We start from the raw sequence: 12,349 nt of genomic DNA on the forward strand, positions 1-12,349 counted from the left end.
CAGATGACGCCTGTCGCATCGCTCATTTCGTTCACTTGACCTTGATCGCCATCGCCGGCAATCCGCCGCCGGAGAGTTTGCGCTTGGCGTCGGCCAGTTCGGTGGCGGTGCCGTAGGGTCCCATGCGCACGCGGTAGACGGTCTTGCCCTGGATCTGCGCCGATTCGACCCGCGCGCCGAGGCCGAGGAAGGCAATCTTCGCCTTCAAGGCTTCGGCGTCGCCGGAGGCGGCGAAGGCGCCGGCCTGCAGGATGTAACGCGCATCGCCGCGTGGTTCGGCGGCGGTCGCGGTGTCCGGCTTCGGCGGAGTCGAAGCCGGTGCGTCGATTGCGGGCGGCGTCTTCGCGTCGATCGCGGCCGGCGCGGTCGCGGCGTCGGGTGCGGTCGGTGTCGGTGCGGGTGTCTGCGGCTCCGCGGCCTGGCGCGCGGCTTCCTCGGCGCGGGCGCGGTCCGCCAGTTCGGTATCGCTCAGCGCGGTCTCTTCGCCCGGCAGCAGGGTGTAGAAATCGTAGTCCTCATCCTTGGGCTCGGTCGGCGCCACCGCCGGGCCGCTGTCGTCGACCAGCGGCGCGTCGTCGGGGTTGGCGTCCACCGCCGTCGGCGCGTCGGGCTTCGGATCGGCGCGGAAGAAGCCTGCGCCCTTGCCGTCGAGGAATTTCGGCGCCAGCAGGATCACGCCGATGCCCAGCGCCAGGCCGATCACCAGCCATGCCCAGCCGGACATGCCGCCACCGCCGCCGCCGGAATTGCGCTTCGCCTGCGATTTGCCGCGTTTCGCCGCCATCAGACCGCCTCCGTCGCCGCGTCGTCGGCGAAGAACATTTCCTCGGGCGCCGAGACGCCGAGCAGGGCCAGGCCGTTCGCCAGCACGCGCTGCACCGCGGTGCCGAGCGCGAGGCGCGCGTTGCGGGTGTCGGCGTCGTCGACCAGGAAGATGTGGCCGTTGTAGTACGACTGGAACGCCTGCGCGAGGTCCACGAGGTAGGCCGCGATGAGGTGCGGTTCCAGATCGCGGCCGGCGACTTCGACGATCTCCGGGAAGCGCGCGATGTCGATCAGCAGGTCGCGCACGGCGGCGTTGTCGAGATCCAGCGGCTGCGCCAGCCCGGCGTCGAGATCGAACGACAGCCCGCGGTCCTTCATCTTGCGCAGCACGCCGAAGGTGCGCGCATGCGACAACTGCACGTAGTACACCGGATTGTCGAGCGTCTGCGAGCGCGCGAGGTCGATGTCGAACACCAGCTGCGAATCGGGCTTGCGCGCGATGAGGAACCAGCGCACGGCGTCGGCGCCGGTCTCGTCGATCAGATCGCGCAGGGTGACGTAGCTGCCGGCGCGCTTGGAGATCTTCACTTCCTCGCCGCCGCGCATCACCGTGACCATCTGGTGCAGCACGTATTCCGGCCACTGCTGCGGAATGCCGCAGTCCAGCGCCTGCAGGCCGGCGATGACGCGCGCCAGCGAACCATGGTGGTCGGCGCCGAGCTCGGTGATCGCGCGTTCGTAACCACGCTGCCACTTGGTCAGGTGGTAGGCCACATCCGGCACGAAATAGGTATACGTGCCGTCGGACTTGCGCATCACGCGGTCCTTGTCGTCGCCGAAGTCGGTGCTGCGCAGCCACAGCGCGCCGCCTTCCTCGTAGGTGTGGCCGTGCGCGACGAGCTCGCGCACGGTCTCTTCCACCTTGCCGTCGGCGTAGAGCGAGGATTCGAGGTAATACACGTCGAACGACACGCGGAATGCTGCGAGGTCGAGATTCTGTTCGCGGCGCAGCCAGGCCACGGCGAAGCGGCGGATCGCGTCGTAGTCCTCCGCGTCGCCGGCACCGACGACCTGCTGGCCGTCCAGTTCGACGGCGGCGCCGTCGAGATAGGCCCGGGCCACGTCGGCGATGTAGTCGCCCTGGTAGAAATCCTCCGACCAGCCGGCGTCGCCGGGCTTCAGGCCCCTGGCGCGCGCCTGCGTCGACTTCGCCAGATTCTCGATCTGCACGCCGGCGTCGTTGTAGTAGAACTCGCGCTTCACCTGCCAGCCGTTGGCGTCGAGCACGCGGGCGATGCAGTCGCCGATCGCCGCGGCGCGGCCGTGGCCGACGTGCAGCGGGCCGGTGGGATTGGCGGAGACGTATTCCACGCCGGCGGTGCGGCCGCCGCCGCTGGCGTTGCGGCCGTAGGTCTCGCCCTGGACGTGGACGGCGCGCAGCTGGCGCTGCCATGCGGCCGCGGACAGCCGGAAATTCAGGAAGCCGGGGCCGGCGATCTCCACCGAAGCGATGTCGTCGTTCGCGGGCAGGGCGTCGATCAGGGCCTGCGCGATCGCGCGCGGATTGCTGCGCGCAGGCTTGGCCAGGGTCATCGCCGCGTTGGTGGCGAAGTCGCCATGGCTGCGGTCCTTCGGGCGCTCGACCACGAAGTCCGGGACGGCGAGATCGGCGGGCAGCACGCCCTGGCCGCGGAGATTGGCGATGCCCTGTTCGATCAGGGCGCGAAGCTGGGATTTCACGGAGGATTTGCGCCTGAAATCGGCGGTGTTTCGAGGGTTGGGCATTGTAGCCCGCCTGCCGCGCTCCCCAACGTATCGCGACATCGATGCCGCGCGCGCGGCTTGCGCACTCCAAGCGCGGGCTGTCCGCCCCCCCTCACACCCACCCCCGCGCCGCCAGCGACACCGGGGCGCCGTCGCCGACGATGAAATGGTCGAGCAGGCGGATTTCGACCAGCGCCAGCGCCTGTTTCAGGCGCAGGGTGATGGCGCGGTCGGCGGCGCTGGGTTCGCCGTTGCCGCTGGGGTGGTTGTGGCCGACGATCAGCGCGGCGGCGTTGTGGGCCAGCGCGCGGCGCACCACTTCCCGCGGATGCACCTCGGCGCCGTCGACGGTGCCGCGGAACAGTTCCTCGAAGGCGATGGCGCGATGGCGGGTGTCGAGGAACAGGGCGGCGAAGACCTCGTGCGGCAATCCGCGCAGGCGCTGGGCGAAATAGCGGCCGGCGGCCTGCGGGTCGGTCAGCGCTTCGCCGCGCTCCAGACCGGCCGCGAGATGGCGGTTGCCCAGCTCCAGCGCCGCGAGCAGGGCGCAGGCGCGGGCCGGGCCGATGCCCGGAAGCTTCAGCAGCTCTCTTGGCGTCCGCTCCAGCAGGCTGCGCAGTGGGCCGTGAACGCTCAGTAGGCGGCGCGCGCTGGAGACCGCGTCCGAGCCCTGCATTCCGGAAGACAGGAAGATCGCGAGCAGCTCGGCGTCGGAGAGCACGGTGGGGCCGTGGTGGAGGAGTTTTTCGCGGGGACGTTCGTTGTCGGGCCAGTCGCGGATCTGCATGTCGGCGAGAAGAGGTGGGCGTTGGCGACAGCATCGCGCCGCGGTCGCGGCCGCGCTGTCGGGCGCGGCCGCGGCATCGGGTAAGCTGTGGCCCTGTTCGAACGTAGGAAAACCCCGCGATGGCGCTGACCGGTCGACGCATCCTGCTCTGCGTGTGCGGCGGGATCGCCGCCTACAAGGCGGTGGAACTGGTCCGGCGATTGCGCGAGGCCGGTGCCGAGGTCCAGGTGGCGATGACCGCGAATGCCCAGCGCTTCATCGGTGCGGCCAGCCTGCAGGCGGTGTCCGGGGTGCCGGTGCGCGGCACGCTCTGGGACGAAGCGGCCGAGGCGGCGATGGGGCATATCGAACTGGCGCGCTGGGCCGACCGCGTGGTCGTGGCGCCGGCGACCGCCGACATCCTGGCCAAGCTCGCCCATGGTCTGGCCGACGATCTGGTCAGCACGCTCTGCCTCGCCACCACCGCACCGATCGCGGTGGCGCCGGCGATGAACAATCGCATGTGGCTGCATCCGGCCACACGGGCCAACGTGGCGACGCTGCGCGACCGCGGCGTGCAGGTGATCGGTCCGGACGACGGCGCCCAGGCCTGCGGCGAATTCGGTCCCGGCCGCCTGCGCGAGCCGCCGGACATCGTCGCCGCGCTGGACGAATCCCTGGCCGGCGGCGACGACCTCGCCGGGCGTCGCCTGCTGATCAGCGCCGGGCCGACCTTCGAGGATCTCGATCCGGTGCGGTTCATCGGCAACCGCAGCAGCGGCAAGATGGGCTTCGCGATCGCCGCCGCCGCCGCGCGTCGCGGCGCCGATGTGGTGATGGTCGCGGGTCCCGTGCATCTGGCCACGCCGCCGGGCGTGCGCCGGATCGACGTGCGTTCGGCCGCGCAGATGCGCGATGCGGTGCTGGGCGCGCTGCCGGCCGACATCTACATCGGCGCGGCCGCGGTGGCCGATTACACGCCGCGCACCGTCTCGGCCGAGAAGATCAAGAAGACCCGCGAGGGTGGCGGCGAGACGCTCACCGTCGAACTCGTGCGCACGCACGACGTGTTGGCGGAAGTCGCCGCGCATGCGCTGCGGCCGCGTGTGGTGCTGGGTTTCGCCGCGGAGACCAACGATGTCGAGCGCTACGCCCGCGACAAACTGGTGCGCAAGGGGTTGGACATGATCGCCGCGAACCAGGTCGGTCGTGCCGGCTGCGGTTTCGAAAGCGACGACAACGCGCTGACCGTCATCGACGCCACGACCGCGCATGCGCTGGGCCCGGCGGCGAAGACCGCGCTCGCGGATGCGCTGCTGGATCTGGTGAAGGCGCGGCTGCGCTGACGGTGTTGCAGCGGTTCGGCGGTCAAGCCGCGCAGGGCGCCGATCAACAAGGATCGTCATCCTCGCGCAAGCGAGGACCCAGACTTGATCGATGACCATGGTGGGGTCCTCGCATTCGCGAGGATGACGGTGTTTTTCGCGTGGCGTGATTGCGCAACGACCGCCGATGAAAAAGGGCGCCGAAGCGCCCTTTTCCGTGCGTGATGCGCGAAGCCGCGATCAGCGCGACAGCTCGATCAGCGTCGACGAGATCCAGCCCTTGTTGCCGAGCTCGTCCTCGACTTCCCACATCATGCCTTCCTTGTTGCCGGTGGGGTACAGCATCATCCCCGGGTCGAGCGAGCGCACGACCTTGGTGCCCTTCGGCGTGGTGAACAGGCGGGCCGGCTTGGTGACCGTGACCGCCTGCTGCGCGTTGGCGGCGGAGGCGTTCTGCGGCAGTCCGCCGAGCTGGCCGACGATGTCGATGTAGGCCTGCAGGTAGGCGAGGGTGATCACCTGGCCGATCTCGGTGTTGGCGTAGCCGCTGGCGCCGCCGGCGCCGAAGCCGCTGTAGCCGAACAGGCCGCCGCCGGCGCCCCAGCCGATGTCGGTCTTCTTGGCGCTGCCTTCGGCCATCGCGACCTGTTCGGTCGAACGCACGTCGGTGACGGTCAGCACCACGTCGGCGGTCTTGCGCTTGAAGTCCAAGCCGCCGATGGCCGCACCGGCGCGGCCGCCGACCAGGCCGCCGATCAGGCCGCCGATGGCGTTGCCGCCGGCGTTGCGGTTGGCGGAGATCAGGTCGGGCACCATCACGTAGTCGGCCGCCTTCATCTGGCCCTTGCCGACGTTGGAGCGGCCGCGCAGTTCGCCGCTGGCGCCGAGGGCGCGCTCGCGCTGGGCGGCTTCGAGGCCGGCGCCGCGGTCGACCAGGGTGAAGCAGCGCGACTTGCTGACGAAGACCTTGATCAGCTTCGACGGCGCCGGCAGCTGCTGGCCGGTCCACCAGTCGGTGCCGTCTTCCGGCTCGAGCACCGACAGCGTGCCGAGCGGTTTGGCGCAGGTCGGGATCTCGGCCATCTGCTGCTTGCGCTGATCCTGCGCGCTCTGGCGCTGGGCGCTGGCCGGCGCCACGACGGCGGCCAGAGCGAGGGTCAGCAGGCTGGCCTTGAGGAGAACGGACGCGCGGGCGGAATGGGTCATGGTGGTCTGGTGGCCTTGTTTCGATGGGAGTGGATTCGATGGGAAATGCATCGGATGGGTCTGCGGCCGCGTGGCGGGCGGCGGCCGGAAAGGTCGCCGGCATTTTCGCGCCGAGCGTCCGGCAAGTCGATAGAACGGATCGCGCCGCGGGCCGCGGCCAGCGGGCGGCGACAGCCCGCCGCGGGCGGGCCGGCGGCGGTCGGTCGTCTGCCCTCCGGGCGGGGCGGGTACACTGGCGGCTTCTCCCGTCCGACCGTGTCCCGCCATGCGCGCTTCGATCCTGGCCCTGCCCCTGCTCGCCACCCTGATGATGACCGCCTGCAACTCCGAGACCGCCACGCCGACGACGCCGGCCGCCAAGCCGAAAACGGCCGCGAGCGTGGCGACCATCGACGAACATTCCTACGCCGAGCCGACGAAGGTCGCGATCAAGGACCTGACCCTCGATCTGAAGCTCGACTTCGACACCAAGACCCTGTCCGGCACCGCCACCTACCAGCTCGACTGGAAGGACGCCGCCGCCACCGCGCTGGTGCTGGACAGCCGCGATCTGACCATCGCCAAGGTCGAAGGCACCGACGCCAAGGGCGCCTGGTCGCCGCTGAAGTTCGCGCTGGCCGCCGCCGATCCGATCCTCGGCAGCAAGCTCACCATCGAAACGCCGCAGCGCAATCCGGAAGTGCGGGTGACCTACAGCACCTCGCCGGACGCCTCCGGCCTGCAGTGGCTGGAACCGTCGATGACCGAGGGCAAGCAGCTGCCCTTCATGTTCAGCCAGTCGCAGCAGATCCACGCCCGTTCGTGGGTGCCGCTGCAGGACACGCCGAGCGTGCGCTACACCTACAGCGCCCACCTGACCTCGCGTCCGGACGTGATGGTGCTGATGAGCGCCGACAACGATCCGAATGCGATCCGCGACGGCGACTACACCTTCAAGATGCCGCAGAAGATCCCGTCGTACCTGATGGCCATCGCCGCCGGCGATCTCGCGTTCAAGCGCATTTCCGACCGCAGCGGCGTGTGGTCCGAGCCGGCGATGCTCGACAAGGCCGTGGCCGAGTTCGAGGACACCGAGAAGATGATCGCCACCGCCGAGTCGCTGTACGGCCCGTACCGCTGGGACCGTTACGACATGCTGGTGCTGCCGCCGTCGTTCCCGTACGGCGGCATGGAGAACCCGCGCCTGACCTTCCTCACCCCGACGGTGATCGTCGGCGACAAGACCCTGGTGTCGCTGATCGCGCACGAGCTGGCGCACAGCTGGTCGGGCAACCTCGTCACCTTCTCCAGCGCCAAGGACGCGTGGCTCAACGAAGGCTTCACCAGCTACGTCGAGAACCGCATCATCGAGGTGCTGTACGGCGAAGAACAGGCCGACATGGAGAACGTGATCGAGCGCAACGAGCTGAAGAAGGAGTTCGCGGAGATCGATCCCAAGCTGCAGGCGCTCGCGACCAAGCCCGGCGTGCTCAAGGACCCGGACGAGAACAGCAGCGCGACCGTCTACACCAAGGGCGCGTGGTTCCTGCAGTTCCTCGAGGAGCGTTTCGGCCGCGACAAGTTCGATCCCTTCCTGAAGGAATACTTCAACCACTTCGCGTTCCAGAGCATCAACAGCGCGCAGTTCGCGAAGTACGCGCAGCAGAATCTGCTGATGAAGTACCCGAACATCGTGTCCCAGGCCGAGTTCGATGCGTGGCTGTACGACCCCGGCATTCCGGCGACCGCGCCGCAGACCCAGGCCCGCCGTTTCGGCGTGGTCGATTCCGCGCGGCTGGCGTGGCTGGGCACCGGCCAGTTGCCGCCGGACGCCATCACCAAGACATGGACCACCCAGGAGTGGGTGCATTTCATCGAAAGCCTGCCGGAAACGCTGACCCTGGATCAGCTGACCCAGCTCGATGGCGCCTACGCCTTCACCGGCACCATGAACGGCGAGATCGCGCAGCGCTGGTATCCGCTGGCGGTGCGCAACGGTTACACCCAGGCCAACGACGCCATCGCCGCGTTCCTCAAGCGCATCGGCCGTCGCAAGCTGATCATGCCGACCTACAACGCGCTGGTGCAGACCGAAGCCGGCCTCGCGCTGGCGAAGCAGGTCTTCGCCGAAGCGAAGCCGGGCTACCACCCGATCACCACCGGTTCGGTGCAGAAGGCCATCGACGAAGCCAAGCCGGCGCCGTCCGCACCCGCCGCACCCGCCGCGCCGGCGGCGCCGCAGGCGCCCGAAGCGCCCGCCGCACCGGCGAAGTGATCCGCTGACGCGATGAAGGGCGTGTCGCCGCGCAAGGCTTTCGTCGCGAACGTCATCGCCGGCGCGATCCTGATCGCGCTGGCGATCGCGCTGTGGCGCGATCCCGGCCTGGTGATCCGCGCCGAGTTCGCCAAGCAGCGCATGCTGCTGGGGGCGCGTTCGCACGAGAGCATGATCGGGGATCATGCGTGGGCCTGGGTCGAAATCGATGCCGACAAGCCCGATGCGCCCACCATCGTCATGCTGCATGGCTACACCGGCAGCAAGGAAAACTGGTATCGGCTGGCGCGCGCGCTGAAGGGCCGGTATCGCATCGTGATCCCGGATCTGCCCGGATGGGGCCAGAGCGAACGCAAGCCGGATGCCGACTACGGCTATGTCGCGCAGAGCCGGCGTGTGGCGGATTTCCTCGCCGCGCGCGAAGTCTCGAACGGCGCGCCGGTGGTGCTGCTCGGGCATTCGATGGGCGGCGGCATCGCCGCGCTGACCGCGGCGCGGCGTCCGGATCGGGTCGCGCGCGTCGGCCTGCTCGATGCCGCCGGCGTGCGCTTCGCCGACAACCGTTTCGGCGAAGGCGTGCTGGCCGGCAGGAATCCGTTCGCGGTCGAGGACGAAGCCTCGCTGAAGCGCTACATGGACACCGTCTTCCATGATCGCACCGCGATGCCGCCGATCCCGTGGCCGGTCGATCGCATCTACATCGCCCAGCGCAAGCGCGATGCCGCCTTCGAGCAGCGCGTGCTGGACCGCATCGGTCGCGGCGACGAGCGCTTTCTGCCCGGGCAGGAAGCCGCGAAGATCGAACAGCCGGCGCTGCTGCTGTGGTGCCGCCAGGATCAGGTCATCGATCCCAGCGCGATGGCGCTCTACGCCGCGCGCATTCCGCACGCCAGCCAGGTGCTGCTGGACGGCTGCGGCCACATGTCGCTGATGGAACGGCCCGGCGAAACCGCAGAAGCGGTGGTGCTGTTGATCGAACGCGGCGCGCCGGCCGGTCCGCCGGCGGACGCGCCCTGAGCCCGATGCTCCAAAACGTCACAGGAGACCGCATGACCATCGCGCACCGCCTAGCCGTCGTCCGGATGTTTCCCCTCGCGCTGTGCGTCGCGCTGCTCGCCGGCTGCGGCGAGGACCCCGAAGCCGCCAGGGCCGCCGCAGCTGCCCAGGCCGCCGCGCGCGAGGCCGAAGCGCAGAAGGGCGCCGCCGCGTTCGACGATGCGGTCGACAAGCAGAACTGGGCGCTGGCCAAGGCCCAGGCCGACGTGCTGATCCTCGATTTTCCCGACACCGCCGCGGCGAAGCGGGTGTCCGCGCAGCTCGACGAGATCAAGGCCAAGTCCGAGGCCGAACGCGAAACCAAACGCCTCGCCGCGCTGTGGAGTTACGGCACCCAGACCGTGAAGGGCGGACTGCAACGCTCGTCGGCGATCTATGCGAAGGAGAACGTCGACGTGGACGGCTCCGGCCCCACGCAGGTGCGCCTGATCTTCCGCGACCATCCGTCCTGGGGCCGCAGCAGTTATCTCGTCCTGCAGCGCGGCGACTTCAACTGCTACGGCGGTTGTCGCGTGCCGGTGAAGCCCGACGACCGTCCCGCGAAATCGCTGCCGGGTTCGCGACCGGACACCGACGAGGCCATCGCGATGTTCATCGAGGACGATCGCGCGCTGTGGAAGCTTGCGACCAGCGCGAAGACCCTCGAAATCGAATTCCCGGTGAAGGGCCTCGGCAAGCGCAAGGCGGTGTTCGAGGTCGGTGGACTCGACCGGAGCCAGATGCCGGGCTGGTGAGGGCGCGCTGGTGAGCGGCGCGCCGACGCATGCCGCGCCTCAGACGGGCCCGAGTTCGTTCAACGTCATCCGCGCCAGCGTGGCTTTCGCGGGCAGTTTGCATACCACGTTGAACGGCACCCAGGAATAGCTGCCGGGCGCGGTCATGCCGCTCAGCGTGAGCGTGCCGCCGAGGGTGGCGGGAATGGTGTGCGCGCCGCTGTAGGTCAGCACGCCGGACATGTAGGCCGAGCCCGCGGTGGCGGTGCAGGTCACCGCCGCCTCGACATTGCCCGCCTTGAAGAACATCTGCAGCGTGGCGCTGTTCGCGGCGTTGTACCAGCCGTTTTCCGAATCGGTGACGAAATCGCAGAGGATGTATTCGTCGGTCGCATTGAGCGGCGTGATCCCGTTGACCAGATACCGCAACTCGCCCGGCGTGGTGGTGCTGCCGTAGGCGATGCAGGCGCTGCCGGTGCTGGTCTGATAGTTCGCGGATGCGGTGCCCGGCGCGATGCTCAGGGCGGCGGCGATGGCGAGCGTGAGTGCGGCGGTGGCGAAGGCGTGGGTCATGGGATGGATCCTGTGCGGAGGCGCACGATGCGCACCCGGGAAGCGATCAGAGCGCGATCCGCGTGGCGGAGTACCAGGCTTCGACCTGGATGCGGCCGTCCGCCAGCGGGTAGGGCATCACCGCGCCGTAGGGCAGTCGCGATGCGACGTGCATCGCCAGCCGCTGCGTGGTCATTTCGGCTTCGATCGGATCGGCGAAGCGCGCGCTGATCCGGCAGGTGGCGCTGCGGCAGACGGCCTGCAGACCTTCCGGCAGCGGCAAGTCCTGTGCCGCGAGCGCGTCCGCGGCGAAGAACGCCTGCAGCGCGCGCTCTTGGTGATCGGCCCAGGCCAGATCCAGCGGCTCGGTCGTGAAACGCCGTTCAAGCGCCGCGATGTTGGCGTCGATCCGGGCCCGCCCTTCGGCCGGGTCGAAGCTGCCTGGCCGGGATTCGCCGCGGATGGTCGGTGCGGATGGGGATGCGGTCGTGGTCGCGGGGTTCCCGTCCGCAGCGGGCGTCCGGTCAGGGCCGGCCTGCGTCGCGCCTTCCACCGCGGACGGCATCGCCGTTGCGGATGGGGCCTGCCGCGGCTGCAGCGCCAGGACGAGTGTGGTGATGGCGGCCCCGCAGAACAGCGCGACCAGCGGGGCGGACGATGTGATCCGTACGTACATGGTGGATTTCCGTGATGTGGCGCATCGCGCCGTTGGATGGGTTTACGACGGATCGCACGAATGGCGGCCACGGCATTCCGCATGCGCTGCACCGTCCACCCGCGTCGGCCTGCGGTCGCGCGATCCTGTCCTGCCGACGTGTCCGGGCTTCGGTCGCTTTTGCGAAACGGATATGTTTGGCTGTCGGAAAATTACATAACTTATTGAAAATAAAGAATATTTTCCTAAACAATTTTCTTCTGCCCCGGACTGTTGGAGAACCCCGCCGGCAGGTTTCGATGAAGCGCATCGCCCCCTTGCCCGGCGACGACACCCCGCATTCGGAGCAGCAAGCGATATGGTCTCGATCTTCACCGGCAACGGTCTTGGCGTTTTCCAGTCTTCGGCCACGCAACTCGGGCAAGGCAGCGGAACGCGCCTGGGGCAGGGGCGGGAATCGCATGGCATCAACGTCGCGACCGGCAATCTGGTGCTGCAGGCGCTCGATGAAGGACTGATCGTCAGGGGACAGAGTGCGGCGGCGCTGCGCACCTACAACAGCCGCGGCCAGGTGCCCGGAATGGGCCAGGGCGGCTGGGCGACCGGCTACGAACGCTGGGTCGAGCTCGATGGCGCGCTCAATACGGCCGGCAGCGTCGTGCGTTATCACAACGGCGAGGGCGATCAGGTCGTCTACGCGTTCGATGCATCGCGCGGCATGTATGTCGCCACCGCAGGCAGTGGCGCGCACGATGTCATCGCCTGGGACGAATCCGGCTGGTACCGCTACCAGGACGGCAACGGGTCGAACCACGAATATTTCGAAAGCAACGAAAATCGGCAAAGCGGCGAATTCGATCCGCAGCCGCGTGCCCTGTTGCGCTGGGTCAGTCAGTCCACGAGCGCGTATTTGATCCACTACGATGCGCTCGGCCGCGTTTCCGAGGTGGTGTCCAGCGTCGGTTATCCCAACGGCGATGCGATCGTGTACGCCTACGAGGGCAATACCCAGCGACTGGCGTCGATCGCCACGCGGGAGAACGGCGTCATACGGACGCAGGTCACCTATGGCTACGACCCGGCCGGTCGCCTGAGCTGGGTGCAGACCGATCTCACCCCGGACAACGCCAACGACAACGCTTGGGATGCCGCCAACGCGGCCGCCAACGACGGCCGTCTGTTCCGCACCAGCTACGCCTACGCCAGCGGCGATGCCGCGGATCTGCGCATCGCCGGCGTGACCGCGAGCGACGGCGCGACGGTGTCGTATACCTACGAGTCGGATGGCGCCGG

10 protein-coding genes are annotated in these 12,349 nt (G+C 68.8%); 4 read left to right on the forward strand and 6 right to left on the reverse strand.

Annotation, left to right across the window (positions count from 1 at the left end; translation table 11 throughout):
* Positions 1–31: 31 nt before the first annotated feature.
* The 3 genes from ABD974_RS04900 to radC form a co-directional block, all read right to left on the reverse strand.
* A complete protein-coding gene (locus ABD974_RS04900) occupies positions 32–784 on the reverse strand; it encodes an SPOR domain-containing protein (RefSeq protein WP_345302175.1) in 753 nt (250 codons plus the stop codon).
* Positions 784–2,505: an arginine--tRNA ligase gene (argS, locus tag ABD974_RS04905; protein WP_345302176.1), complete on the reverse strand. Its 1,722-nt coding sequence runs from the start codon at positions 2,503–2,505 to the stop codon at positions 784–786. Before argS ends, ABD974_RS04900 begins: the two co-directional genes overlap by 1 nt.
* 136 nt (positions 2,506–2,641) lie before the next feature.
* On the reverse strand, positions 2,642–3,316 hold the full coding sequence (gene radC, locus ABD974_RS04910; RefSeq protein ID WP_345302177.1) for a RadC family protein: 675 nt from the start codon (positions 3,314–3,316) through the stop codon (positions 2,642–2,644).
* Positions 3,317–3,435: 119 nt separating this feature from the next.
* Here radC and coaBC point away from each other — a divergent pair, with 119 nt between their 5' ends.
* Complete coding sequence (gene coaBC, locus ABD974_RS04915) at positions 3,436–4,641, forward strand: bifunctional phosphopantothenoylcysteine decarboxylase/phosphopantothenate--cysteine ligase CoaBC (RefSeq protein WP_345302178.1); 1,206 nt, start codon at positions 3,436–3,438, stop codon at positions 4,639–4,641.
* Positions 4,642–4,860: 219 nt separating this feature from the next.
* Here coaBC and ABD974_RS04920 read toward each other — a convergent pair whose 3' ends face one another.
* Positions 4,861–5,826 (reverse strand): CsgG/HfaB family protein, encoded by a 966-nt coding sequence (locus ABD974_RS04920; protein WP_345302179.1) that lies wholly within the window; start codon positions 5,824–5,826, stop codon positions 4,861–4,863.
* A 265-nt stretch (positions 5,827–6,091) separates the two neighbouring features.
* On the opposite strand from ABD974_RS04920, the gene ABD974_RS04925 reads away from it, so the two are divergent.
* Genes ABD974_RS04925 through ABD974_RS04935 form a run of 3 tightly spaced genes read left to right on the forward strand, consistent with a single transcriptional unit; the run spans position 6,092 to position 9,870 of the window.
* Entirely contained in the window at positions 6,092–8,080 is a 1,989-nt protein-coding gene (locus ABD974_RS04925; protein ID WP_345302180.1) for a M1 family metallopeptidase, read from the forward strand.
* A gap of 21 nt (positions 8,081–8,101) precedes the next feature.
* Positions 8,102–9,097, forward strand: coding sequence for an alpha/beta fold hydrolase (locus ABD974_RS04930; protein WP_345302181.1), 996 nt, complete (start codon positions 8,102–8,104; stop codon positions 9,095–9,097).
* A 32-nt stretch (positions 9,098–9,129) separates the two neighbouring features.
* Positions 9,130–9,870, forward strand: a complete 741-nt coding sequence (locus tag ABD974_RS04935; protein WP_345302182.1) for a hypothetical protein — start codon at positions 9,130–9,132, stop codon at positions 9,868–9,870.
* A 39-nt stretch (positions 9,871–9,909) separates the two neighbouring features.
* Here ABD974_RS04935 and ABD974_RS04940 read toward each other — a convergent pair whose 3' ends face one another.
* Together ABD974_RS04940 and ABD974_RS04945 are read right to left on the reverse strand one after the other, a co-directional pair.
* Complete coding sequence (locus ABD974_RS04940) at positions 9,910–10,422, reverse strand: hypothetical protein (RefSeq protein ID WP_345302183.1); 513 nt, start codon at positions 10,420–10,422, stop codon at positions 9,910–9,912.
* Positions 10,423–10,468: 46 nt separating this feature from the next.
* Positions 10,469–11,077, reverse strand: a complete 609-nt coding sequence (locus ABD974_RS04945) for a hypothetical protein (RefSeq protein WP_345302184.1) — start codon at positions 11,075–11,077, stop codon at positions 10,469–10,471.
* Positions 11,078–12,349: the final 1,272 nt, after the last annotated feature.

It is taken from the genome of Lysobacter hankyongensis, from assembly GCF_039543145.1.
GTDB classification, from domain to species: Bacteria; Pseudomonadota; Gammaproteobacteria; order Xanthomonadales; family Xanthomonadaceae; genus Lysobacter_I; species Lysobacter_I hankyongensis.

Bases quoted from the DNA above. Each gene is read 5' to 3' on its own strand.
- ABD974_RS04945 (WP_345302184.1), bottom strand. From the start codon at position 11,077: ATGTACGTACGGATCACATCGTCCGCCCCGCTGGTCGCGCTGTTCTGC.
- ABD974_RS04925 (WP_345302180.1), top strand. From the start codon at position 6,092: ATGCGCGCTTCGATCCTGGCCCTGCCCCTGCTCGCCACCCTGATGATG.
- ABD974_RS04935 (WP_345302182.1), top strand. From the start codon at position 9,130: ATGACCATCGCGCACCGCCTAGCCGTCGTCCGGATGTTTCCCCTCGCG.
- ABD974_RS04940 (WP_345302183.1), bottom strand. From the start codon at position 10,422: ATGACCCACGCCTTCGCCACCGCCGCACTCACGCTCGCCATCGCCGCC.
- ABD974_RS04900 (WP_345302175.1), bottom strand. From the start codon at position 784: ATGGCGGCGAAACGCGGCAAATCGCAGGCGAAGCGCAATTCCGGCGGC.
- radC (WP_345302177.1), bottom strand. From the start codon at position 3,316: ATGCAGATCCGCGACTGGCCCGACAACGAACGTCCCCGCGAAAAACTC.
- ABD974_RS04920 (WP_345302179.1), bottom strand. From the start codon at position 5,826: ATGACCCATTCCGCCCGCGCGTCCGTTCTCCTCAAGGCCAGCCTGCTG.
- coaBC (WP_345302178.1), top strand. From the start codon at position 3,436: ATGGCGCTGACCGGTCGACGCATCCTGCTCTGCGTGTGCGGCGGGATC.